Origin of the sequence: Rossellomorea aquimaris, from assembly GCF_003315075.1 — a bacterium.
In the GTDB taxonomy this organism is placed as follows: Bacteria; Bacillota; Bacilli; order Bacillales; family Bacillaceae_B; genus Rossellomorea; species Rossellomorea aquimaris_C.
In genome coordinates, this window is record NZ_QNRJ01000003.1 from 77,872 (window position 1) to 103,038 (window position 25,167).

General features: G+C 42.4%; 20 protein-coding genes. 14 read left to right on the plus strand and 6 right to left on the minus strand.

Translation table 11 applies throughout. The annotated features are described in order from the left end of the window. Positions 1–647: 647 nt before the first annotated feature. The 8 genes from DET59_RS05125 (at position 648) to DET59_RS05160 (ending at position 11,812) form a co-directional block, all read left to right on the plus strand. Positions 648–947, plus strand: a complete 300-nt coding sequence (locus tag DET59_RS05125; RefSeq protein WP_113968539.1) for a hypothetical protein — start codon at positions 648–650, stop codon at positions 945–947. A 788-nt stretch (positions 948–1,735) separates the two neighbouring features. Further along, a complete protein-coding gene (locus DET59_RS05130) occupies positions 1,736–2,326 on the plus strand; it encodes a DedA family protein (RefSeq protein ID WP_181778056.1) in 591 nt (196 codons plus the stop codon). A 171-nt stretch (positions 2,327–2,497) separates the two neighbouring features. Then, positions 2,498–3,259 (plus strand): threonine/serine exporter family protein, encoded by a 762-nt coding sequence (locus DET59_RS05135; RefSeq protein WP_113968541.1) that lies wholly within the window; start codon positions 2,498–2,500, stop codon positions 3,257–3,259. 46 nt (positions 3,260–3,305) lie between these two features. Next, positions 3,306–3,761 carry a threonine/serine exporter family protein gene (locus DET59_RS05140; RefSeq protein ID WP_113968542.1) on the plus strand — a complete coding sequence of 152 codons (456 nt, stop codon included), beginning with the start codon at positions 3,306–3,308 and terminating at the stop codon, positions 3,759–3,761. Positions 3,762–3,921: 160 nt separating this feature from the next. Next, a complete protein-coding gene (locus DET59_RS05145) occupies positions 3,922–6,111 on the plus strand; it encodes a beta-propeller domain-containing protein (RefSeq protein ID WP_113968543.1) in 2,190 nt (729 codons plus the stop codon). Positions 6,112–6,270: 159 nt separating this feature from the next. Further along, positions 6,271–7,839 (plus strand): mechanosensitive ion channel, encoded by a 1,569-nt coding sequence (locus DET59_RS05150; protein WP_113968544.1) that lies wholly within the window; start codon positions 6,271–6,273, stop codon positions 7,837–7,839. A 441-nt stretch (positions 7,840–8,280) separates the two neighbouring features. Then, entirely contained in the window at positions 8,281–10,038 is a 1,758-nt protein-coding gene (locus DET59_RS05155; protein ID WP_113968545.1) for an ABC transporter ATP-binding protein, read from the plus strand. After that, positions 10,031–11,812, plus strand: coding sequence for an ABC transporter ATP-binding protein (locus DET59_RS05160; RefSeq protein WP_113968546.1), 1,782 nt, complete (start codon positions 10,031–10,033; stop codon positions 11,810–11,812). The genes DET59_RS05155 and DET59_RS05160 overlap by 8 nt, the downstream gene beginning before the upstream one ends. 506 nt (positions 11,813–12,318) lie before the next feature. On the opposite strand, the gene DET59_RS05165 is transcribed toward DET59_RS05160, so the two are convergent. Beyond that, positions 12,319–12,741: a pyridoxamine 5'-phosphate oxidase family protein gene (locus DET59_RS05165; protein ID WP_113968547.1), complete on the minus strand. Its 423-nt coding sequence runs from the start codon at positions 12,739–12,741 to the stop codon at positions 12,319–12,321. 127 nt (positions 12,742–12,868) lie between these two features. Here DET59_RS05165 and DET59_RS05170 point away from each other — a divergent pair, with 127 nt between their 5' ends. After that, positions 12,869–13,513 (plus strand): uracil-DNA glycosylase, encoded by a 645-nt coding sequence (locus DET59_RS05170; RefSeq protein WP_113968548.1) that lies wholly within the window; start codon positions 12,869–12,871, stop codon positions 13,511–13,513. Between the two features lie 44 nt (positions 13,514–13,557). On the opposite strand, the gene DET59_RS05175 is transcribed toward DET59_RS05170, so the two are convergent. Then, a complete protein-coding gene (locus tag DET59_RS05175; RefSeq protein ID WP_113968549.1) occupies positions 13,558–13,806 on the minus strand; it encodes an alpha/beta-type small acid-soluble spore protein in 249 nt (82 codons plus the stop codon). A 226-nt stretch (positions 13,807–14,032) separates the two neighbouring features. Here DET59_RS05175 and DET59_RS05180 point away from each other — a divergent pair, with 226 nt between their 5' ends. Further along, positions 14,033–15,442, plus strand: coding sequence for an alanine/glycine:cation symporter family protein (locus tag DET59_RS05180; protein ID WP_113968775.1), 1,410 nt, complete (start codon positions 14,033–14,035; stop codon positions 15,440–15,442). Between the two features lie 463 nt (positions 15,443–15,905). Here the strand turns inward: DET59_RS05180 and DET59_RS05185 are convergent, their stop codons facing one another. Next, positions 15,906–16,382 carry a hypothetical protein gene (locus tag DET59_RS05185; protein WP_258549575.1) on the minus strand — a complete coding sequence of 159 codons (477 nt, stop codon included), beginning with the start codon at positions 16,380–16,382 and terminating at the stop codon, positions 15,906–15,908. A gap of 192 nt (positions 16,383–16,574) precedes the next feature. Here DET59_RS05185 and DET59_RS05190 point away from each other — a divergent pair, with 192 nt between their 5' ends. Continuing rightward, entirely contained in the window at positions 16,575–17,741 is a 1,167-nt protein-coding gene (locus DET59_RS05190) for an acyl-CoA dehydrogenase family protein (RefSeq protein WP_113968550.1), read from the plus strand. A 52-nt stretch (positions 17,742–17,793) separates the two neighbouring features. Here DET59_RS05190 and DET59_RS05195 read toward each other — a convergent pair whose 3' ends face one another. Together DET59_RS05195 and DET59_RS05200 are read right to left on the minus strand one after the other, a co-directional pair. Next, positions 17,794–18,864, minus strand: a complete 1,071-nt coding sequence (locus tag DET59_RS05195) for an aromatic acid exporter family protein (protein WP_113968551.1) — start codon at positions 18,862–18,864, stop codon at positions 17,794–17,796. A gap of 119 nt (positions 18,865–18,983) precedes the next feature. Continuing rightward, positions 18,984–19,310 carry a cyclic-phosphate processing receiver domain-containing protein gene (locus DET59_RS05200; protein ID WP_113968552.1) on the minus strand — a complete coding sequence of 109 codons (327 nt, stop codon included), beginning with the start codon at positions 19,308–19,310 and terminating at the stop codon, positions 18,984–18,986. A gap of 295 nt (positions 19,311–19,605) precedes the next feature. On the opposite strand from DET59_RS05200, the gene DET59_RS05205 reads away from it, so the two are divergent. Further along, positions 19,606–20,655, plus strand: a complete 1,050-nt coding sequence (locus tag DET59_RS05205) for an ATP synthase beta subunit C-terminal domain-containing protein (protein WP_113968553.1) — start codon at positions 19,606–19,608, stop codon at positions 20,653–20,655. A 206-nt stretch (positions 20,656–20,861) separates the two neighbouring features. Continuing rightward, positions 20,862–22,118, plus strand: a complete 1,257-nt coding sequence (locus tag DET59_RS05210; protein ID WP_397540920.1) for an ATP-binding protein — start codon at positions 20,862–20,864, stop codon at positions 22,116–22,118. Between the two features lie 51 nt (positions 22,119–22,169). On the opposite strand, the gene DET59_RS05215 is transcribed toward DET59_RS05210, so the two are convergent. Continuing rightward, on the minus strand, positions 22,170–22,769 hold the full coding sequence (locus DET59_RS05215; RefSeq protein ID WP_113968555.1) for a YczE/YyaS/YitT family protein: 600 nt from the start codon (positions 22,767–22,769) through the stop codon (positions 22,170–22,172). Positions 22,770–22,869: 100 nt separating this feature from the next. Here DET59_RS05215 and DET59_RS05220 point away from each other — a divergent pair, with 100 nt between their 5' ends. After that, complete coding sequence (locus DET59_RS05220) at positions 22,870–25,158, plus strand: ATP-dependent DNA helicase (RefSeq protein WP_113968556.1); 2,289 nt, start codon at positions 22,870–22,872, stop codon at positions 25,156–25,158. Positions 25,159–25,167 lie beyond the last annotated feature (9 nt).

Genomic DNA, 25,167 nt, shown 5'->3' on the forward strand with positions numbered 1-25,167 from the left:
GGGATTTTATATAGGAAATTGCACCGCAAATGGTAGGGGTAAAATGGCTGTTGTACCCCTACCATTTTACCCTCAATTTGGTATACAATTTGTCACGCCAAAAATGCTACACTACACATTCAAATTCCCTATATATGTTAATGTGAAGTCTTATCCTTAATTTAGTAACCAGTGATATTAAAATAACCGGAGTTTTTCCGTTTAGTTTGCAGAATAGAGCTAGGTACGGGGTATATAGGCGGAATTTTTCCGGTTAAGCAAATTAAAATTACCCATTTACACGTTTTACGAGTCAATAGTCGGAATTTTTCCGTCTATTTAAGGTGTTTTTTATTTTTTTTCCTAAATAAGAGAAATTTCTCCGCTTATTTATCACAGCATGCTGATTCCTCATCTCTGGGTCCGTGAGAGGCCGCTCTTTTCCAAAAAGGTTAAACGGCTCAATATAGTGAACTGAGCCATTTATTTTTAATCGCAATAACAGATACAAAAAGTAGTACAAATTAGGCTGCATTTTCGGATTTTGCGACAGGAAACGGAACCCGTTACTAAAAAAAGTAGCTCTTTTGTCATGGTTCAGTGAATAGGTATATAATAGAGAGTATAGGAGTATAGTAGTCATGAAGAAATAAAAGGGGGCTTGATGAATGATCAGATTGTCTGGAACAAAGAAAGTCATGTTACTGTGTTTAGCAATCATCCTCATAATAGTAGCCAACCGGATTTCCAGTGTGCAACACCTGACCGCAAGAATCGCCACCAACCTGTATGTTAGCCTGAAGTATCAGGATCTTGACCTCGAATACCAAAACGTCGAATTCTCACCCCAGTTTGGAGATTATTCTGTAGCGTATAAGGACAAGGATGGTAAAGTCTATGGATTCATGGTTACCCCTAAGTCAATGCCCGTCATCATACTTCACGACCCTCTTAATGAGTCACCTTGATCAAGTCTGAAAAAGTAATCTTCTTATCTATTAAAATCTCTTTTTCATGTATAAAACATAAAAAGGTGTGAACATAGAAATCAGAATTAGTCAGAAGGCATCATAGATCATCCGGACCCGCTCCTATAAAGAGGCTGGTCTTTTTTTGTGAAGGGATCTTTTCGTAAAGCTTGTTGCTATTGTAGATAAGATAGTACTAGTTGATTTCCGTTCCAGGATGCTCGCTTTCCGCGGGGCTGGCGGTGAGCCTCCTCGGCTGCGCCTCCGGGGTCTCACCTGTCCAGCTATTCCCGCAGGAGTCGATCATCCTGCAGCGAGAATCAACTTTCTGAGCATGTATCCTTAATCGAAAACAATTAAAACAAGCTTTTTAGCAAACGATCTCATTTAAGGTAAGTAGAGATTGATTTGTCCTTTTAGGAAAGAAGAATTATTTTTTCTACTTATATTGTTTTCTGGTACACATTGAAGCTCTGTCACAAAAAAACTATTAAAGATGGTGAGGGGAACTGCGCAGACTCCTGCAGAAGTACGGGCGTGCCGAGACCCCGTTCGGCTAAGCTGAGGAGGCTCGGCCGAACGCTAGCTGCAAGCGGAGCAGTTCCCCTCATCATCCAGCACACACTAATTGACAGAGCCTTGCAGAACGAATGTTTAAAAAAATCTTTACGAAAAGAGCGTTGGGAAAATACACCCCAGGTCTTAGAAGCAATTACTTCTACAGCTACTGTTTGCATGTTGTCGATTTTTTTATACTTAAGATATTCGTACGCATAGGAGTGACCTTGATGGAAGAAATCATGGCAAATCACACGGCTGACTGGGGGGTATGGAGTGTATTGCTTTCTTTATTTATTGAAGGAAGTGCTTTCCCTTTTGTGGGCACTTTTTTTATCGTAACAATGGGATTTATTTTAGAATTAACGTGGCTGGAGATAGGAGTCATTTCTCTAGTAGGAAGCTTACTTTATACAGTCGGGAGCTATATTCCTTATTTTATCAGCTTAACATTAGGTGTGAAGCTTGAGGCAAAGCTTAACCCTGAAAAACGGAAGAAGCTTAAAGAAGCGCAGGAAAAGTTCAGCAGCTACGGAATCTGGAGCGTAGCGATCGCAAGCCCCCTTCACTTAGGAAATGTAATTCCCTTCATGGCAGGCATGGCAAAAATGAATCTGAAAGTGTATTCTCTCCTTACTATGTTGGGTATTGCTCCGTCTACCTTTTTATTCTTAAGTATAGGCAAGTTCTATGAGGGTGATAGAGAAGTGATTATGGGGCTGGCAGAAGAATATCAACTGTTGGTTCTGACAGGGTTTGTGCTGGTCACTGCTTTGTACATTCTTTTTAAAAGGAAGAGAGAAAAGGGAATAGGAGGATGACAAGTAAAGATTCGGAGACTGGAGATTTTTCGACAAGTTGCTCGATCATTCGACCCTAACACCCTCTACACAGATTAAAACTACGTTAAATCATCCCATTCCTCATTGATTACACCCCTTCTTTCCTATAAACTAGACCTATTCAAAAAATAGCACGTGTGGAGAGATCGTATGGAAGCAAAAATGATAAGAAGATATGACATTATGGAAGTCAGCTTGCTGGCGGGTAAGATCATGTTGCAAAGTGGTGCAGAGACGTATCGCGTCGAGGATACGATGATGCGTATCGCCGCTTCTTATGGGATTTCAGAATCTCACAGTTATGTGACGCCTACCGGAATCATCTTTTCGATTGAAACGTCTGAACCAACGAAAACGAAGCTGATTCGAATTAACGAGCGGTCGACCGATCTGGAAAAGGTAACCCTCGTGAATAGTATTTCAAGGCAAATCAGTAAGGGGCACCTCACCCTTGAAGAAGCCTACAATGCCCTGGAAAAACTGGATCAATCTGATCTATCATACTCCTTTGTGATTCAAGTATTGGCCGCTTCGATTGCCAGTGGTTGTTTTCTCATCATGTTCCAGGGGATGTGGAAGGACTTCATTCCTGCTCTGATCACAGGAGGTGTCGGGTTTACAAGCCTGATATATTTACACCGCCTCGTTCCCATCAAGTTCTTTGCTGAGTTTCTTGCTTCCTTTATTATCGGAATGCTTTCCTATGGATTCGTCCAGCTTGGAGTCGGACAGGAGTTGGATAAGATTATTATAGGATCAGTGATGCCTCTGGTTCCCGGGCTCCTTATCACAAATGCCGTGCGGGATTTAATGGCAGGGCATTTGGTATCGGGTTTATCGAAGGGAGCAGAAGCTTTTTTAACAGCGTTTGCCATCGGGACGGGTATTGCCGTAGTTTTCACTCTGACGTAGGGTGACTTTGTTTAGGATTAGGAAAAAAGATTGAGGTGAAAAGGGAATGCACATCATCGAACAATTAGTGACCAGCTTCATCGCCGCTGCTGCATTCGGAATCATTTTCAACGCTCCAAAGCAGTCCCTTTTCAAATGCGGAATTGTTGGAATGTTAGGCTGGATCATATACATACTTATGAGTTTAAACGACGCCGATGCGGTCCTTGCGACATTACTTGCCTCCTTTGTGGTGGCTGTGATCAGTCAGGTATTTGCGAAAATATATAGAACCCCGGTCATCATCTTCTCTGTAGCCGGCATTATCCCCCTTGTACCTGGAGGACTCGCGTACGATGCCATGAGAAACTTCGTTCAAAACGATTATAATGCCGCCATCAACCTGGCAGCAAAAGCCTTCATGATCTCAGGCTCCATCGCCATCGGGCTCATTTTCTCAGAAGTCATCAACCAAGTCATCCGAAACGCACGCCTGAACGCAAGCGCAAGACGAATGAGATAGAGGGACGGACCTTACTTTTGTGGGGTCTTTTTTTCTTGGCTTCAGCAGAGCATAGAAACAAAGTTGGACGAAATGAATCTCCCTGCAGACTCCGCGCCCATGTAACATTTTCTGCCCCCCAACGTCTAATCAACAAATAGAACATATAGGAGGGTCATACATGAGTAAGAAGTCGTATCTGCTCATTATTGCTGGTATTGTGCTGCTGGTGGCGCTTGGAACGTTTGCGTATAGTCAAAGACCTGTTGTGATGGCCGAGGGAAAGATGGATGGGGATCTTCTCGTAATGGAGAATAACTCATGGAATCTGCAATTTTCAGCGGCACTAAAGAAAGAAACGGTGACGCCCCAGAACATTTATGTAGAAGACTCCAATGGAGAGAGGATCAATGTCTCTTTCAAGTTGAATGAAAATCGAAAGACCCTGCAAATTCAAGCACCGTCAGGAGGGTATCCTTCTGACCCACACCAGTATACACTTCATATCTCTCCGAAAGTGAAAACCAAATGGGGTTTTTCCTATAACGGAGACACAGAAATCCCTTTTTCTGTAACCTCTAAACTACCCAGAATTCAATCCAAGGAAGAGCTAACGAACTATTTTAAACAAATCTTAAAGAAAAATAAGGAAGATACGGAGTTTTCCCTATTCGGAAGAGAGGGAACTATGGAGTCCGAGTCATCGGAAGATAGTGCGGCTGGAGAGTCGTCTCAATCGGGATCCAATTTTTCTGAAACGAATAATCAGGTCAAAGGAGTTGACGAAGGGGATATAGTGAAGACTGATGGAAGCTATATTTACCAATTAACCGACCGTAGGCTGCTGATTACAAAGGCGAATCCTGTCAAGGAAATGAAAGTAGTATCTTCTACCAGCTATAAAGAAAATATGCAGCCCCACCATCTATTTTTACAGAAAGATAAGCTGCTCGTCATCGGTAACAGCTGGGCGCCTGCCCATTTTCAAGAGGATAAACAAAAGTCAATCGCTTCCACTATGCCTGTAGACGGAACGACTGTTGCGCTTCTGTATGATATCTCCGACAAAGAAAAACCATCTCTCCTCAGGCATGTTGAGCTTGAAGGTCAATATGTGACGTCCAGGAAGATTGATTCCACTGTCTATTTCATTTCGAATTTGTATCCAAACTACTGGACGATCGAACAGGGGCAAAATCCTGATCTGAGACCCCGGGTGAAAGATAGTTTAACAGGTGATGAAATGACGCCGCTTCCAATACAGGACATTAAGTATTTTCCGCAGTCCCAGTCCCCTAACTATACCTTATTGACAGCAATGAATATGGAGGATCCCAAAGCTTCTCTAAACATTCAATCCTATCTTGGAAGCGGCGATAAAGTATATATGTCTAAAAACAATCTTTATGTGGCTGTAGAAAAATACAATGAAGATGATATGAACGGCTGGACCTCTTCCAATACGGAGATTTATAAATTTTCCGTCCGTGATGGGAACATTGCGTATTCTTCATCAGGGAATGTGGAAGGAAGGGTGTTAAATCAATTTTCCATGGATGAACATGAAGGCTACTTTCGGATTGCAACGACAAAAGGGGAGGTGTGGAACAGTGATTCACCTTCATCCAACGCTCTCTATATTTTAGATGAAAACATGAAGAATGTTGGCGAAGTAACGGATTTAGCCAGGGGAGAACAAATCTATTCTGTCAGGTTTATGGGAGATAAGGCATATATGGTCACCTTCAAAGAAGTCGATCCCCTTTTTGTCATCGATACGGCAGATCCGAAAGCTCCAAAGGTATTGGGGGAGTTGAAGATTCCTGGTTTCAGCACCTATCTTCACCCCATTGATGAGCATCACCTCATCGGGTTTGGTTTTGATACGAAAGTGGTGGATGATAACAAAGCAACCAATGAGGAACCGAGAATCGTTAGACGCGGAATGAAGGTCTCTTTGTTTGATATTACAGACTTTCAGCATCCGAAGGAAACGGACACTGAAATAATAGGGGGGACGGGTACTCACTCTTATTTGTTGGAAGATCACAAAGCATTGCTTCATGAACCTTCAAGAAATCTATATGGTTTTCCCATTTCTGTTTATCATGAAAAAGAGGGAAGCAGGCATGAACTGGATTTTGACTATCAAGGTGCCCTTCTTTATGAAATCACACCTGAAAAGGGAATCGTTTTAAAATCTCAGCTCACAGATGAAGAAAACAAAAACAAAGAAGATTACGAACAGTGGGAAGACCAGATTCAAAGACTCCTATATATTGATAATCAGCTTTATACAGTATCACATAAGAAAGTGACTGCTTACTCTTTAGACGATTTTATAGAAGAAAACGCGATTGACCTCCCATGATGAAACCCCTTAAGGCGCTCTGCCTTAAGGGGTTTCTATTACTTAAGACTCCCTGATGTATCATTTAGACTATCTTTTTTTGTCAGGTTTTGAAAAAAAATCTAGGGGTAGATAAGTATTAGCATTATACAATTTCCATAATTGAAGGGAGAACATCGAATGAACAATGATATAACGCAAGAATGGTACGGGTACTTAGGGAAGCTTCCTGATCTGTTATTGGCTTTATTAGTGTTATTGATCGGGTGGATCATTGCAAAGGCTGTCGAAAAAGCTGTTTACGGAATTTTAAAACGGGTGAAGATTGATGACAACCTTTATTTTGGCAGCAGGAACGGAGAACGGAAATGGACATCGGAGAAAGTCATAAGTAAAATTGTGTACTTTATTCTGCTTGTGTTCGTGTTTATTGCCTTCTTCAACATGTTGGACTTGAACTTCATTGCTTCACCTTTAGTCGGTATGCTGAGTACGATGGCAGCGGCGATTCCCAATGTATTAAAAGCAGCACTCATTCTATTATTTGCATGGATCGTTGCTTCTGTACTGAAGGTATTGATAGAGAAACTGGGTACGAGACCCGCAGTTAAAAGCACTCTGGTAAGATCTAAATTAGCGAAAGATGAAAACGATGTACATCGCTATGTCTATACGGCTGCTAGAATTGTCTTCTATCTCGTGCTTCTCATATTCTTACCGGGGGTGTTAGCAGCTCTTAATATCACAGGGGTTTCAGGGCCTTTCACGGAAATGCTCCAAAACTTCCTAGGGTTTATTCCTAAACTGTTTGCCGCAGCTATCATTCTCCTGGTTGGATGGTTTGTAGCCAAAATCGTCCGGGATATTATCACGAACTTCTTACAGGCGATTGGAACAGAGAGAGTCGCTGAACGATTCGGCATTAACAAGCTCTTTCAGGGAACAACGGTTTCATCGGTCATTGGTACGATTGTATTCGTGCTCATTATGATTCCGGTTACGATTTCTGCATTGGATCAGCTGAACATTCGTGGGATTTCAGACCCGGCGATTAACATGCTGAATCAGGTCCTTGTGATGCTTCCGAATATTGCGATTGCGATTCTACTCATTCTTGCGGGAATCTGGGTTGGTAAATGGGTTGGAGCCATGGTTGCCCGTTTATTGAACCGGGTAGGATTCAATTCTCTCTTACGTAATATGGGTATTGGACGAATAAATACTAATAAGAATCCGTATGAACCAACAGGCTCAACTTATATGAATCTATCAGGACTTGTAGGTAGAGTCGTTCAGATCATCATTGTTTTTCTATTTGTTGTAGAAGCCCTGGAAATTGTGCGATTGGAATTCCTGGTCGCTCTGGCAACAGGTGTCCTTGCGTATTTACCGCATGTATTGGCAGCCATCGTCATTCTTGGGGCAGGCTTATACTTAGGTAACTTAGTCAAGAGCATCATATCCAACGTATTGAGTGATAACTTCCAAGTACTTGGAACCATCACGAAATATGCCATCATTGCCTTAAGCTTCTTCATGGCCTTGGATCAATTAAAAGTGGCTGACTCCATCGTCAATATTGCCTTCATGCTGATTCTCGGTGGACTGGCACTAGCCTTCGGTTTGGCCTTTGGTCTGGGTGGAAAGGACTTTGCACAAAAATACCTTTCTAAACTGGATCGGAAAATTGAAGAAGAAAAGAACAGACCTAACAATGGCGGAACAGATACACCTCCTTTTAATCAATAATAAAAAAAGAGGCTGGGACAAAAGTGTTTTAGTCTAAGTAAAACCCGAACAAATCTGCTTCCTAGTTGGCAGATATGTTCGGGTTTATTATTTATTTTCGGTACACTTGATTTTATCTGTTTCCAGCGGTTGATTGGAGTGCAAGACGAAGACTCCTGCGGGAAAAGTAGCTTATGTGAGACCCCGCAGGCTTGCCGAGGAGGCTCACGGGCTACCCGCGGAAAGCGTAGTCTTGCACGGAAATCATTAGCGGTATTAGGAACCTACACTTCTATTGTTCGTCTTTATATCGTGGGATTTTAGATTTGTCCCAGCCTCTTTTTTGTTAGGGAAAACGATTTAGATTTGATAAGTTCTACGAAAATGACCTTCAGCTTCCGCCATAACACTTCCAACTACCACCCGGCATAAAAAAACGATATGATGATACATATATACATAATGGAAGTCTTTTGTCAGAGGGGTGTTCATTTGAAGGTCATACATTTTTTAAAGCCTTACCGTGTTGCCATGGCGGTTGCCTGGAGTTTAATGCTGGTAGAGCTTGCTGTTGAACTATTAAATCCGCTGTTTATGGCACGGATTATTGATGAAGGAATTATGAATGGAGACCTGGACGTGGTGATGAAATGGGGCTTCATCATGGTGGGGATGTCTCTCCTCGCGTTTATTTCAGGCGTGACGAATTCATTTTTCGCCGCTCACACGAGTCAGGGATTTGGCTATGATGTGCGGGAAAGCTTATATAAAAAGGTTCAGTCGTTTTCCTTTGCAAGCTTTCATAAGCTCCCTGCATCATCCTTGATCACCAGGATGACCAATGACGTAAGGCAATTGCAGAATACAATCTTCATGAGTTTGCGCATTATGCTAAGGGCCCCGCTGCTAGTTGTCGGATCAGCGATCATGGCACTCATCGTCAATGCTCGTCTTGCCCTTATTTTATTAATCGTGATTCCGGTATTATGGCTGTTCCTGTTATGGGTCCTGAAACGGGGATGGAGTCTTTTTGAAAGAGTTCAATCCCGTCTCGACAAAGTGAACGAGGTCATGAAGGAAAACCTCTCCGGGATGAGGGTAATTAAAGCTTATACACGAAGCAAGTATGAAGAAAGCCGATTCCATGGTGCGAATGAAGATTTGAAGGATCGGACTGTGAAGGCTCTTCGTTTTATGGAAATCATCATGCCGCTTCTGATGCTCGTGATGAATCTGGCCCTCCTATCCGTTTTGTGGTTTGGAAGTATAGATGTGGCCACAGGTGGGGCGAGTGTTGGAGAAGTCGTAGCGATTGTCACCTATGTTACGAGAATCTCTTCTGTTTTTTCAATTTTCTCATTTATCATTACGAGCTTTTCAAGAGCAAGGGCTTCAGCCGGCAGGGTAGAAGAGGTTCTGCAAACCGAGATTGATTTGAAAGACGGAGAGGAAGTACGACAGGAAAACACAGTGATGAACGGAGAGATTACATTTAAAGATGTATCGTTTCAATACCCTTCCACCCGTGGGAAGGTGCTGGCAGGTGTATCGTTTAAAGTGAAGGCTGGCGAAACGGTTTCGATCCTGGGAGCCACCGGATCCGGTAAGACATCCCTGTTCCAACTCATTCCCCGCCTGTACGATACGACGGAAGGGTCTGTGGAACTGGATGGTCAATCCATCCGATCCATCTCTTTGGATCACGTAAGGAAAAATATTGGGTACGTGCCCCAGGAAGCGGTCCTGTTTTCCGGGTCAGTATCAGAAAACCTCCTATGGGGAAAAGAAGATGCCACCAGGGAAGAAATGATCCAAGCTGCAAAGGATGCCCAAATCCATGAGACCATCCTGAATCTCTCCCATGGATATGACACAGTACTCGGTCAAAAAGGGGTCAATCTTTCAGGAGGACAGAAACAGCGTCTGTCGATTGCGAGAGCACTTATTCGAAAACCGAAGATTTTATTACTGGATGATAGTACGAGTGCGTTGGATTTGAAAACAGAATCCAAGCTGCTTCAAGCTCTGAAGCAATACGAATGTACGACGATGATCATTACACAGAAAATAAGTACAGCCATGGAATCTGATACGATTCTGCTCCTTGAAGATGGAGTGTTAATCGGAGAGGGGACCCACACATCCCTATTGGAAGATTCCTCTCTCTATCAGCGGATTTTTCAATCTCAATTCGGAGAGGAGGAAATACATCATGTCTAAGCACGTCCGAAAGAAACTGGGGAAAAACGATAAAGCGAAAGATGCACGAGGGACGCTGCGTCGTCTTTGGAACTACCTTTCCGAAATGAAAGTGATCCTGTATCTCGTGATTTTAATGGTGTTCATCAGTTCAGCAGCAGCTCTCTTTGGGCCTTTCCTTGTGGGGAAAGCGATTGATGAATACATTGTAACGAAAGAGACTTCCGGATTGATTGGTCTTGTTATCGGTTTAGTGGCAGTGTACATCTTCCACTCCCTGTCCGTATGGTTCCAGAATTATTGGATGATCGGTGTGGCTCAGGATACGGTCTATCGCTTGCGGAAGGACCTTTTTCATCAATTGCATCAACTATCGATCCCTTTCTTTGACAAACGGAAGCATGGGGAATTAATGAGCAGAGTGACAAATGATATTGATAATGTGAGTGCCACGTTGAATAGTTCGTTCATTCAAATCATATCCAGTGTCCTGACATTAGCGGGGACCGTCTCGATCATGCTCTGGCTCAGTCCGTTGCTTACCTTGATCACTTTAACCATCGTTCCTCTGATGGCTCTCGGTATGAAGTGGATTACGAAAAGGACAGGACGTTTGTTTAAACAATATCAACAAAATATCGGAGAGCTAAATGGCTATATCGAAGAGACGATTTCGGGGCACAGCATCATTAAAACCTTTTCCCGTGAGGATACTGCCATAAAGGATTTTGGAGAAAAAAATCAACGATTGAGAACGGCTGCTTATTGGGCTGATACCTATTCCGGTTTTATTCCGAAGCTTATGAATGTGTTGAATAATTTGAGCTTTGCCGTCATTGCCGGAGTCGGAGGGATCTTCGCATTAAATGGCATGATCACCATTGGAGTCATTGTGATCTTTGCTGAATATGCCCGTCAATTCACCCGTCCGTTGAATGAGCTCGCGAACCAATATAACACGCTATTATCAGCCATTGCCGGTGCTGAGCGAGTCTTTCAAATTTTAGACGAAGAGGAAGAAGCCAAGGATGAGGGGGATGCCGTGGAAATCGATTCCGTTGAAGGGAAAGTAGAATTTCAACACGTTTCTTTCTCGTATGAAAAAGGGGATCAAACGCTTCAGGATGTATCCTTCACCATTACACCGGGTGAGACCGTTGCTTTGGTCGGACCGACAGGAGCAGGTAAAACGACGATTACCAACCTTCTGTCTCGTTTCTATGAACTGAATGAAGGCACCATTGAGATTGACGACCAGAATATCCAAACGATCAAACGAAAGAGTCTTCGACAGCAGATGGGCTTTGTCCTGCAGGATAGCTTCCTGTTTCAAGGAACGATTGCAGACAATATCCGTTACGGCAGACTCGAGGCAGGCGATGAAGAAGTAAGGGAAGCGGCGAAATTGGCCAATGCCCATTCCTTCATAGAGAAAATGCCTGAGGGCTACGATACCATGTTAAGACATGATGGCAGCGGGATCAGCCAGGGACAGAAACAGTTATTATCCATTGCAAGAGCGATCCTTTCAAATCCGTCGATCCTGATTCTAGATGAAGCCACGAGCAGCATCGATACGATTACAGAGCTGAAGATTCAGGAAGCCCTCAAGCGATTGATGAAGGGGAGAACAAGTGTAGTGGTGGCCCACCGTCTTAACACCATCCGCCAGGCCGATCAAATACTGGTCCTTGATCAAGGAAGAATCATTGAACGGGGATCTCATAATGAGCTTCTCAAGCAAAGAGGGTTCTATCATGGGTTGTATCATAGTCAGCTGAAGGAGAGCGGCTGATGGGTTGTATGAATCTTCGCGGGAATTCCGGTTTTGAAAATGAATTCTGGGATTTGAAAATAAAATCGGTGGAAAATCGACTGCAAAACTGACGGAAATGCGAACGGCATTCATCCTGAATACAAAAAAACACCTCAAAAGTCAGCACTTTTGAGGTGTTTTTTTCTTTAAGGGGCTAATCATCCCGTTAGCGATCCCTTTGGTGTTGCCTTAATCGGATAAAGGCAACTCTGTAACTTGCAACATCACAAGTAATATATTTATATCTTGAACGTTGTTTGCAGATAATAAACAGCCGCGGGCAATTCCTTGAGTCGTTTGATATACCTAAACGACGTAAGCCCTACCTCTCTTACATCCTAACGGCTCCGAAGCCGATCCAGTGTGAATAAGTTGTTAAATCAAAACAGAATAGAATTACGAATTATCTTCTCTATCGTTTTAATGTATGTTACAAGATTACAATAACTAAATATAACATCAAAATTAAAACGTGTCAAGGGAATTTATAATTCAAGTGACTGCGGCGAATCCTCATCATCGTTCATTAAGCGGATGCTGACAGGTTGAATTTTGAGGACGATGTATTCCGGATCGTCTGGCCCTTCAAACCATCTTTTCATATGGTCATTCCACAGTTTTTCCTTATAATGAGTGGACTCTTCAATGGAGGCGCGACCTTCGATTTCGACGAAGGTATCTCCATACCCCTCTCCTTCGTAGCCGAGAAGAATATGTACATTCGGGTTGTCCTCAATTTCATCTGTCTTATGGGTTTCCTTGTTTGTTGGCGTATATAGAGTCAGCTCATCATGTGAAAACGTCATATAACGGGAGTGAGGTTTATTATTTTTAACCGTTGCGAGTGTCCCTACTTTGCTTTCATCGAGCACTTTTAAGATTTGTTGTTTCAGTTCAGCTTGTGACACACAATCCATCTCCTTTAAAGGTTCATTTATATCCATACTATTCCTTTGATGAAGGTAAATTAAACATGGTAATGTGTAATTCAGGTACTGTCCGGGAATAACGAAAATAACAAAGAAACAAAGGATGATGAGCGTGATACCGGAAGAGCTAGTCGATATCTGTAAGAAAAGGATGGAGCCGTATCCCTGTGAGGGGTTTGTATACGGACGCGGCCCGGAGCAGCCGACGATCATGATTGTTGGGGAAGCCCCGGGTGAAACCGAGATTCATAATGGAATGCCGTTTAGTGGGCGGGCAGGAAAAGTGCTGGATGAGTTCTTTCAGTATCTGGAGGTTCCAAGGGAAGACATTTATTTTACCTCAACGGTCAGAAGCAGACCTTATAAAATGGTCCCTAAGAAAGTAGGGGAAAATGAGATTGTGGAGAAGAAGTATAACAGGGCTCCGAATCGTAAAGAACAGCTGGCCCATGCTCCGATCCTGGATTATGAGATGCAGCATATTAAGCCTAAACAACTTGTAACATTGGGGAATATCGGGTTACAAAGACTATTGGGGAATCAGTATACGATATCACAAAGGCATGGCCGGCTGATTCACGCTAAAGTCAGGCGGTTAAAAGATCTTGATTCAAACGAGTGGGTCATGAGCGATGAAAGCTACTCCATATTTCCGACCTTTCATCCTGCATCGATCTTCTACAATCGCTCATTAGAAAAAGAAATTTATAAAGACCTGGATAAGTTGAAAGAAATCCTCAGGGAGAAATAACATAAAGAAGGCTGACACTTAACTAATTGTCAGCCTTCTTTATGTTATTTCTTATTTAAATTCTCCTGAGCCATTCGCACAAGCTCCTTCACCATGTTACCGCCAATTCTACCGCCAACTTTTCCTGCTTGCTCAGACGTTAATTTTCCATTATAACCCTTTTGCAGAGGAATACCTTGTTCCTTGGCGATTTCATATTTCGCTTCTTGGGGATCTAGCGTACCAGAGACTTTCGCTTTTAATTGATCCATCGCAGCCCGGGATTCAGGTACAAGAAGTTTTCTTCTCGACATATTTTCACCCCTTTTTTAGATTGCCCAAATATTTTTTTATGAGTATAGAGTCTTGTCATATAAGGGTTTTTCCACGTTTAAGAAAAATCCGTCATAAAAAAAGATTGTCTAATTTGTGTCAAATAAAATATAATTCTTAATAGTTAGAACATTTTTACAAAGAAAAGGGGGAAATGCCGTGGAAGAATTAGTTGGCAAGTTGGTAGGAATACTTTGGTCTCCGGTCATGATTTACTTCTGTTTGGGTGTAGGATTATTATTTTCTATTTTAACGAAGTTTTTACAAGTCCGGTTGATTAAAGATATGGTGGTTCAAATGTTTAAGGGGGGCAGCTCCAAAGCAGGTGTGTCTTCATTCCAGGCCTTGGCGCTGTCGTTATCAGGACGTGTCGGGACGGGTAACATCGCCGGTACAGCAACGGCCATCGCTTTCGGTGGTCCAGGGGCGGTTTTCTGGATGTGGACGATTGCATTCATCGGTGCAAGCAGTGCCTTCATTGAGTCCACACTTGCTCAAATTTACAAAGTGAAGCAGGATGGGGAATACCGTGGAGGACCAGCCTATTATATTGAAAAAGGGATCGGTTGGAAATGGTATGCCGTTCTATTCTCACTGGCTACATTGCTTGCGATGAGTATTTTGATGCCTGGTATTCAATCAAACTCCATTGCATTGGGTCTTGAAAATGCATTTGGGCTTAGTACAACAGTAACGGGTATTGGTGTTGTCGTGTTAATCGGGGTCATCATTTTCGGTGGTGTCAAACGTATCGCTGGAGTAGCTTCTTACGTAGTCCCATTTATGGCGATTGCCTATATTCTTCTATCTCTTGTCATTGTAGGAATGAATATTGCTGAAATCCCGGCAGTTTTTGCCCTTATCTTCAAAAGTGCATTCGGCTTTGATTCAGCATTCGGTGGAATCATCGGGATGGCCGTATCTTGGGGAGTGAAACGCGGAATTTATTCCAACGAAGCAGGTCAAGGTACAGGACCACATGCTGCAGCGGCAGCTGAAGTGTCCCACCCTGCTAAACAAGGGCTGGTTCAAGCGTTTTCCGTGTACATCGATACTCTTCTGGTTTGTTCGGCTACCGCATTCATGATCCTGTTTACGGGATCCTTCAACACAGAAGCGCCTGATGGAACCATGCTTGCGAATAATTTAGAAGGCATCGAAGCCGGGCCTGGTTATACACAGGCAGCCATCGAATCAGTCATCCCTGGATTCGGAGCATCATTTGTCGCGATCGCCTTATTCTTCTTTGCTTTTACAACGATCATGGCTTACTACTATATGGCGGAAACGAATGTTGCCTACTTATTGAGAGGTAAGAATTCAAAAGTGGCGATGGGTATTTTGAAGGTTGTCCTGCTTGCTGCCACATTCTATGGAGCAGTAAGAGAAGCCGCATTAGCATGGGCACTGGGGGATATCGGTCTCGGAATCATGGTGTGGCTGAACTTAATCGCCATCCTTATCCTTGCCAAACCTGCTTTAAAAGCACTTAAGGATTACGAAGAACAGAAGAAACAAGGCCTTGACCCAGTCTTCAACTCCAAAAAGCTCGGAATCAAGAATGCAGAGTTCTGGGAGCAGGAGTACAAAGTAGAAGACAAAGAAAATGCTTCCTAACCTATAAAAAACCTGCTGCCTAATCTGGGCAGCAGGTTTTTTTCGGTTTTTCTAAAACTATTTTCGTATCATGGTTATTGTGATGAACAGTGCTATTAGGATTCCAAACAATTAGAGAACACCAACTTTTTAAAGTGAAGGGTGTTTTCTAAACGAATCTGTTTTTGTCTTTCTGGTAGCCTCTTGCCTGTTTCATTTTTAGGTATATTTGGGGACTTCTACCTGACTTTCAATGTCCTATTTGGTTTGTAGTCCAATGCACCCATAATAAAGAAGTACAGAGTGGATTGTAGCGGAAGGCACTTGACTCCTGCGGGAGATAGAGGAAAGGTCGAGACCCCACAGGGCAAAGCCCGAGGAGGCTTGACTTCCTCCCCGCGGAAAGCAAGTGGCTGGAGCGGAAAGTAACGGTCCCTGTTATCGCACTATCACATTTATAAAGCAACAAATCTTAAGAAAAGAGTCATATAAAAAACCTCGAATAAAGCCGATCACCGATATACTTCTGAAACGCATACATAAGTAATGATTTAATGAAAAACAGGAGTGATAGCTGATACTGCTTTAATCTGATCAGCTTCCACACACCGAGTTTTTTGAAAAGCGAGTAAAAAGGGTATGAAAAGAATGTATCAACCAGAATATTAACAAACAAATAAAGATAAATATTTTTATAAGTGAATTTAAGGATCCATACAGAGCCACTCAGGAATACCCCAATCACAAAAGGCATAATGCCATTCACTTTCGGGAAGAGCCTGGAAGTGATGGTCCACCATTTCACTCTTTCTGCGAAAATATTTTCGGAATAAACGAGCAATGACATAAACATAGAGGCAGGTAAATACTTTTTTAAACTCTCTTTTCCTGCAAAAAAAAGAAATAACCAAGAAACGAGCATCAGAATAAATATGTAAATTTTATTTTTTTTATGACTCACGATGGTTCCCTCCTATAAGGATGACGAGATAACTTACTCTTAGATTGGTTTAATAAAAATGGATTTATACGAAAAATGGTAAAAGTGTATTCCGATCAGATTAGTAAACAATATCTTTGAGTTAGACATGTGAATTGATTATGATAAATAAAAGATGTAAAAACGTGATATTATTCAGGAGGTGCAGTTTGAATGGACTTATATGAACCGTATATACAGAATGACCGCCAAAGAAATCTGGTTGATTTAGCTGGTGAGCTTGCTGATGCTTTTTCTGAACGAGGGGAAGCGTATGACAGGGAGGATGAATTTCCTTATGAAAATTTCAACGACCTGAAGAAAAAGGGGTATGGAACATTATCTCTTCCTAAAGAGTACGGCGGAGAAGAAATCAGCTTATATGAGCTGGTGATGATTCAAGAAAGGCTAGCTACAGGGGACGCGGCAACGGCTTTGTCCATTGGTTGGCATCTCGGGGGACTGATGGAACTGACGGAAAACCGGATTTGGGATGAAGGGGTGTTCAAGGAACTGTGTGAGGAGATTGTAGCCAACAGCGCTCTTATTAACCGGGCAGCATCCGAACCGGCAACGGGGAGCCCCACTCGTGGAGGACTTCCCGAAACCAAAGCAGTGAAAACCGAAGAGGGATGGAGTTTAACAGGCAGGAAGTCCTTTACTTCTATGGCGAGAGTTCTGGATTATTCTTTAGTATCAGCCACAATTGGTGACACCGAAGAGAAAGGATTCTTCCTGGTGGATCATGACCAGGAAGGAGTTAGCATCGAAGAAACGTGGGATACGATTTCCATGAAAGGAACGGGCAGTGATGATCTTGTTCTCACGGATGTTCATCTCCCATCTTCTGCCCTGGTCGAACGTGATAGTGTAAACCCAAGAGGGAAGAATGATCTTCCTAAAGCATGGCTTCTGCACATACCCGCTTGCTATATAGGAGTTGCTATAGCCGCACGCAACTATGCCATCCAATTTGCGAAGGACTATTCACCAAACAGTCTGCCGGGACCGATCAAGGATGTACCTGAAGTTCAACGGAAAATTGGTGAAATTGAATTAGAGCTATTTAAGGCCAGGCAAATTCTCTATTCAGTAGCTGACAAGTGGGTGAGGGAGCCTGAAAAACGGAAAGACATGGCTTCAGAGCTTGCTTCTGTAAAACATGTTGTCACGAACAGCGCTTTTCACATTGTGGACACCGCCATGAGAATTGTTGGAGCCAAAAGCCTTTTCCGCTCGAACCCGATGCAGCGATACTATCGTGATGTCAGGGCAGGACTTCACAATCCGCCGATGGATGATATGGTGATAGGAATGTTAGCGAATAACGCTTTGAAATAAGATTTTAATAGAAAAGGTATAGACAGGATATTGTCTATACCTTTATTAGTGTCTACGGGTGTAACGTTTTTTCCAGGACGGTTTGATGCTGAGCTTCTAGTACATGTATTTCACTGAGCTCCTCTAAAAGGTCGTGAATGGATAGTAATTCGTATAGCATGACCGTTTCACAGGAAAAGTGATGCTTCATGGACTGAAAGGGTTTTGTATGAAGTCCTTCATGATCGTCCCAGAATTCCTCGAGTAAATCTTTCATAAGAGTGAAATGTTGTTCAGGAATGTGAAACGAGGGATGATGCATGATCCCTTTCAACGATTGAGTCGCATGTAAGATGCGATCTTTCTCTTCTTCACTGAATGAATACTGAACAGGTAAGTAAATTAAGTTCCCAATATGGAAAAGGATCTGCCTTAAAAGGTTCAGTTTTTTGTACTCATAATGGAAATAACGCAATTCCTCACGACTGGAGCGGTGAAGCTTCCATTCTTCCTTTTGGTATTCGCAAAGGGTGTCCGTCGATTCTATGTCTCTCAAAATATCATTGAAGATCAATTTTGTATCCCGGTGAAGAGAGTGATTCTGAAGAACTTCAGAGCCTCTTTTTTCTAATAAATTGCCCGTTTTGAAATAGAGATTATGAATCTTGGTCGTAATCGTTTTCGAGTATTTTGGTGGAAGGATCCACAAGTTCACTAATGTTGATACAATCAGCCCGATGGTGGTCGTCCCCAGGCGAATGAAAAAGGTAGCTACATAGTGATCGTGTATGGTGGGGATCATGGCAATCCCTGTTAATGTAGCGACCAGGATACCTGCCCCTAAATGGAGTTTGTGGCAGGTGATGATTGTGAGCAGTGCGACCAGGGCATATGTAATGGGGTGATCGCCAAACGTGGAAGCAATGATCACCGCAAAGAGTGCTCCTATCGCCGAAGCGGGAAAACGGATGAATGCTTTCTTGATTGAATTGGCGGCTGTGGGCTCGATGGTGACTATGGCTGTAATGACGGCAAAGGTCGCTGGCCAATTTAAAAGCTCACACACAAGAGCCGTTAAAAAAACGGCAATACCGGTTTTGGCTATTCTGCCTCCGACAAATTGAATTTTTTTCAGAAACTCCATAATTTAACCCTCTTTTATAAATGGCTGTCGCCTTCATTATATAGTAAGAAAAACCCAATTGAAATGAATGGACAAAAAAAAAGAACTGCTCCCGGAACAGTTCTTTTTTATATGATAACTCATCTGAGAGGTAAAGGTCGTAACAAAATCTTGATTGATTTAGGCATCTTGTGTTCACTCTGAGCCTCTTTTAAATACTTGAACATTTGTTTGCCTGCAACAGAGTTGGCGGAATGAATCGTGATCCGTTCTGCAAATAGCTGCTTTTCCACCATGTAGTGTACAAGCATTAAGCCATTGCGGGTCTTGCTTTCTAAGTCATGATCCAATGAAAGATGAGCGATAGAAAAATTCAGAAGCAGGTCAATACATTCATCGATGTCTTTCGCGAGAATGTACCCTTGAGGACAGTGGCGGTAATCGTCTAAAAATACATTTACTGTCATATTAATTCTTCTTTCGTCATTTGACTTAATTTAAGCCTAACAGACATTGACAAATACTTATATAGGTCAATAGTATGAACGTTACAAATATATTTGTAATTTTTGTAGTATTATAGGGGTTAATCTTTATGAAATTATCAGGTGATAGAAGAAAATGACTATTTACTGCAAAGAGGTTTTTCACTTTTTATCTATATATTACTCTATGAGGTAAAAAAATTACGTTTAATGAAAAAACCTATTGCTTTTAGGAGTAAAGTATATTACTCTATAAAGTAAGGAGGGGATATTTACCATGAAAGAGAATTTAAGGTTGAATGTTTCATTGCTGCGGCGGCGTGTACCCAATTTAACATCAGCTGCCAAAACAGTAGGGTTACGACCTGCAACGGTATCTAATCTATGTACCGGAAAAATTTCAGTGGGACGTGCCGAAGTGAAAACGATTGTAACTTTAGCGAATCTGGCCAATTGCACGCTGGATGAACTAATTATTCAAGGAGGGAAACTAACTATGATTGAAACGGGAATCAAAACGCTCGATTTGTTTGCCCCGATTGTCCATGGAGGAACGAATGGATTCGTGGCGAGATCGCAGGTGGGTCAATTTGTTGTTTTAGCGGAAATGACGAAAGTGCTGAAAGAAAAAGGATATCAATCGATCTTATTGACGCCGGATAAAACCTATCCTGGTTTGAGTGACCTTGAAGGATTTGTTGATGCGAAATGCCACTCGATTGATGATGCCTTTTCAGAAGTCAGCCTTATGGAGGAGAAAGACAGAATTCTCCTATATGTGGACCGTTCTTATATTGTCTCAGGGGAATTATATGAATTGAGGGAACGATTTGAAGGAGAGAGTTATCCAGAGATCACAACTATATTATTCGATCCCACCGGTGAAGCAGTGGATGAGGATGACCCGTTCGGTCCCCTTGATACCTTATGTTACTTCGATATAGATCTCTCTACCCGGGGGATGTACCCAGCCATCCACCCCGTACAGTCGACATCGATTTTACTGGAAGATGACGCCATGGACTCAGGACACACGACTATTCATAAGAAAGCGAAGAAACTGCTAAGGCGCTACAAAGAAATCCGCGTCCTCTTGAATACAATCGGTAAAGAAAAAATACCTGAAGCCGATCTCGATCTATTTCAGATAGGAGAACGACTGGAAGCCTACTTGAGCCAGCCATTCTACGTGGCAGAAGAATTCACCCAAACAAAAGGGCAAAGCGTCCCAATCCAACAGACCATCCAAGACATTCATAAAATACTCCAAGGACAATACAACCACCTTGAACCAAAAGACCTCACTTACAAAGGTAAACTGGATTAGAAATTCACTTAAGGGACGGACCTCGACAGCAACCCTCGAGGTCCGTCCCTCTTCCGTTACTTTTTTCTTGATTTTGTGATAGATGAAAGAGGATTTACGAGAATTTTGTCGTATGTGTAAAGTAATGACTATATTTATTGGGAGACAAATCGATGATTATCGAGAAATTATTATTACATGTATTGATTATATTGGCTCCTGTTCTCATTCAAACTTCACTCCTTGAAAACCACAGGCTCGGTAAATCACCTGTTTTCATCGGTGTATTGCATGGGATTGCCGCGTTCATGTGTTTAATATTCGCTTATGAAAGTTTCGGATTGTATTGGGATTTCCGATACATTCCACTGGTTCTTTCAATGCTATATGGAGGGAGAAAAGCCGGGGTCATTGTTCTTGTGTTTATTTTAACCGCACGGGTCATCAATGGCGGGGATGCCATCATTTTTGGATTTGTAAGTGCGTTTCTTGCAGGGACCCTTCCTTTCCTGATTTCCAATCGATTCTGGACATTTCCACCAAAGAAACGGGTAACATTTGCCGTGTTACTTGGATTTTGGCCAGCGCTTGTGATGCTGGGAATCCTTTTGTCTTTCGCATTCATCGCGGGAGTTCCTGTTTCGGGTAATAAAGAAATGGGCATCTACGTTCTGATATTCGGGGGCATCCAGGTATTAGGGGTCGGTGTGGCTGCACAACTCAATGAGTGGATGATTGAGAAACGATTGCTTCGTGAAGAGATCCTGAAATCTGAAAAGCTCAATACATTGGGAGAACTTGCTGCTTCCATTGCTCATGAAGTGCGCAATCCTCTAACCGTCGTCAAAGGATTCCTTCAATTAATGAAGAAGCAAGTGACAGGGACTCATGATGAATATTTGAAAATCGTATTGAGCGAGTTAGGCAGGGCAGAGGAAATCATTAATGATTATTTGAATTTTGCTAAGCCAGAGTTCGAAAAGATCGAGAAAATCAATGTGAAAGAAGTTCTCTCGGATGTCACGGTCCTCCTGAATGCGTATGCCCTCAAAGAGGGTGTTTACCTTGAAGCGGACCTGAAAGAGGATGGATTTCTTTTGACAGATCGGAATAAGTTGAAACAAGCATTCGTCAATATTATAAAGAATGCCATTGAAGCGACTCCGCCTCAAGGAAACGTTAGCGTGAATTTAGAAGTCACCCATACACAAGCCATCATCACGGTGGAAGACACAGGAAAAGGGATGACTAAAGACCAAATCTCAAGGATTGGCACCTTGTTTTTCACAACAAAGGTCCAAGGTACCGGATTAGGAACTTCGGTATCCTTGCGCATCATCGAAGCCATGGGTGGTCATATCCATTATTCAAGCATTGTGAATAAAGGAACGGTCGTTACGATCGATCTTCCATTAAATGGTGATAAGGTTGCAAAATTTGATTCCAATTTCCCCAATACATATATGAACAACCCAAACGCTTAGGAAAATCACTAAGTGTTTTTTTATGGAACAACAAGACAAAATAAAAATGATTCAACTCCATTTCCCGTACATACGTTCCATGATAGGATAGAAGATATGAATAATAAAACCAAGCGTACAGGCGACAATCACCGTGCCGATGCCAACCGCTCCATGAAACAGCATGGCTAACGTAATGGCAATCGCTTCGTTCAATAAACGGGAATTACGTAAATTCAAACCGAACCGTCTATGAATCGCGACCATAAATGTATCCATGGGGCTTGAAGGAAGCTTGGCTTGAAGATAAATGGAGATTCCGATGCCGAGTAGCAATATACCTGTCAGCACGAGAGACAATTGCTGAAAGAATCCGGACGGTTCAAGGGTTTCAAGACCGATCGTGATCCAATAATCAACCATCATCCCGATGACGAAGATGGAAAGTGCAGCTAACCATTGAATGGGCTTTCTCAATAACAGAGCGTTTATACAGATGAGAATACATCCATTGATGAAGATGCATGTCCCGATGGAAAGGTTGAACAAAGTAGATTCACCAACGGCCAGTGCATCCCAGGGAGCCGCCCCCAAATCACCTTTAATAATAAGAGAAACTCCTAATGATAATGCCAGTAATCCTATACTGTAAAAAATGAATCTTGCCTTCATTCCCCGAATCCTCCGTTCGAAAAAGCTTGTCTAATATATATGTTCACTGAAAAAAATTAGAATGATAATTTGTGTGGGAAAGCCAGAGGTGAAACGTCACATGAAGAAAACGTTCAAGATTTCAATAAGGGAATTAGTAGAGTTCGTATATAAAGAAGGAAGCATAGATGTCAGGTTTCAAGCCCGTTCTTCCATGACCATCGGAACCAAGCTTCATCAAAAACTACAGAAAGAATACAAAGAAGGTGATGAGAAAGAAGTCTTTCTAAAAGGAGAAAGAGCGGTGGAGGATATTGTCTATCAACTGGAAGGCCGCTGTGATGGGATCCATTATGAAAACGGGGAAGTAATCGTAGAAGAAATTAAATCAACGGCAAGAACAATAGCTCAGATCGAAGAAGGTGCCCGTGTCCACTGGGCACAAGGTGAATGCTATGCCTACTTATTGGCAAAAGAAAGGCAGTTAAAGGGTATTGGCGTGCAGCTCACGTACATAGAGGTAGAATCTGAAAAAACGAAGTCTTTCACCCGTACTTATACAATGGAAGAGCTCCAACACATCGTTGACGAGACCCTGGTTGCTTATACTCCATTTGCTTCACTTATACTCAGCAATCAGGAAAACCGAATAAAGAGTATTCCAGACCTGGTATTTCCTTATCCAACTTATCGAAAAGGGCAAAAAAACCTTGCCGGTGCTGTCTATAAAACGGTTACTGAATCCAAATCTTTGTATGCGAATGCTCCGACGGGAACAGGGAAAACCATTTCGACCTTATTCCCGACGATTAAAGCGATGGAGAAAGGACTTTCAAAGTGGTTTTATGTGACAGCCAAGACGATTACCCGTACTGTCGCAGAGGAGGCGCTGGCTCTTTTAGAACGGGAAGGGTTATCACACAGGGCGATTACCATTACAGCAAAAGACAAAATCTGTTTTCAGGAAGAAACGATTTGTCAGAAAGAATATTGTGAATTTGCGAATGGCTATTATGATCGAATTAACGGCGCGCTCATTGATATATTAACGCAAGAAACCATCCTCACACGTCCAATCGTTGAAACATACGCCAGGAAGCACCGGGTATGCCCGTTTGAATTTTCAATCGACCTTTCCTATATAGTGGACGGTGTCATCTGTGATTATAACTACATCTTCGACCCGAAGGTTTCATTAAAAAGAATGAGTGATGAAGGGAAGAAAAAGACGACTCTACTCATTGATGAAGCACATAATCTTGTTGGCAGGGGACGGGAAATGTATTCAGCCACCCTGAGGAAGTCCGATTTTTTAGAAATCAAAAGAAAGTATCCGGAATATGTGGACTTGAAGCAAAGCGTTGCCGAGGTTAATAAGCAGTTCCTCCGTTTGGAAAAAGAACAAGGAGAGGATGTGCGTAATAAGTTGGATGCAGAGTTAGTGGATGAGGTGCAAAGTTTTGTTGAGATAGCAGAAAAATACTTGGGAGAAGCGGAAGAGGATTGGTCTGAGGACTTTCTTCAATTGTACTTTGATGCATTACATTTTGTGAGGATTTCCAACCTCTTTTCTGATGAACATCGCTTTGTGATCGATCAAACGCCTAAAGGTGTAGAAGTAAAACTATTTTGCATTGATCCTTCAAAGCTTATTAAACAAATAACGAGGTCGTTTCGATCTTCCGTATTTTTCTCAGCCACGCTTCACCCCTTTTCGTACTATTTTCAGCAACTGGGTGGGTGTGAAGAGGATTATCGGTTTCTGATTCCTTCACCATTTGAAAAAGAACAATGGCAGGTTGGGATCCATCCGATTTCAACCCGTTTTAAGGACAGAGAAAGAACCCTTTCCTCGATTACACGTTCCATTACAGAAGCTTTCAATGAGAATAAAGGGAATTATCTGGTCTTCTTTTCATCGTACGCCTATATGCGGGAAGCCTTCGAGGAAATGATTAAGGAAGGAATGAATGCAGAATTCATCATCCAGGAGCCTAATATGAAAGAAGCAGACAGAGAGAAATTTTTAAACGAGTATCAAAGCGACAGAGACCGTCCGGTTATTGGATTTGCCGTATTGGGAGGCATCTTCTCAGAGGGTATCGATCTGAAAGGAGATCGATTAAAGGGTGTAATTGTTGTAGGAGTAGGGCTGCCTCAGCCAAGCAGGGATCATGAAATCATTAAGGACTATTTTAATGAACGGGGGTTAAATGGATTCGATCATGCGTATGTCTACCCGGGATTAAATAAAGTCTTTCAATCCGGGGGAAGACTGATCCGTTCAGAGGAGGATACGGGAGTCCTCAGATTGATCGACGATCGCTATCTGTCACCGAAATACCAGTCATTACTGCTTGAAGAATGGAAGGATTATCGAATCATACATGAAAAAAGACCGCTGGTATAGCGGTCTTTT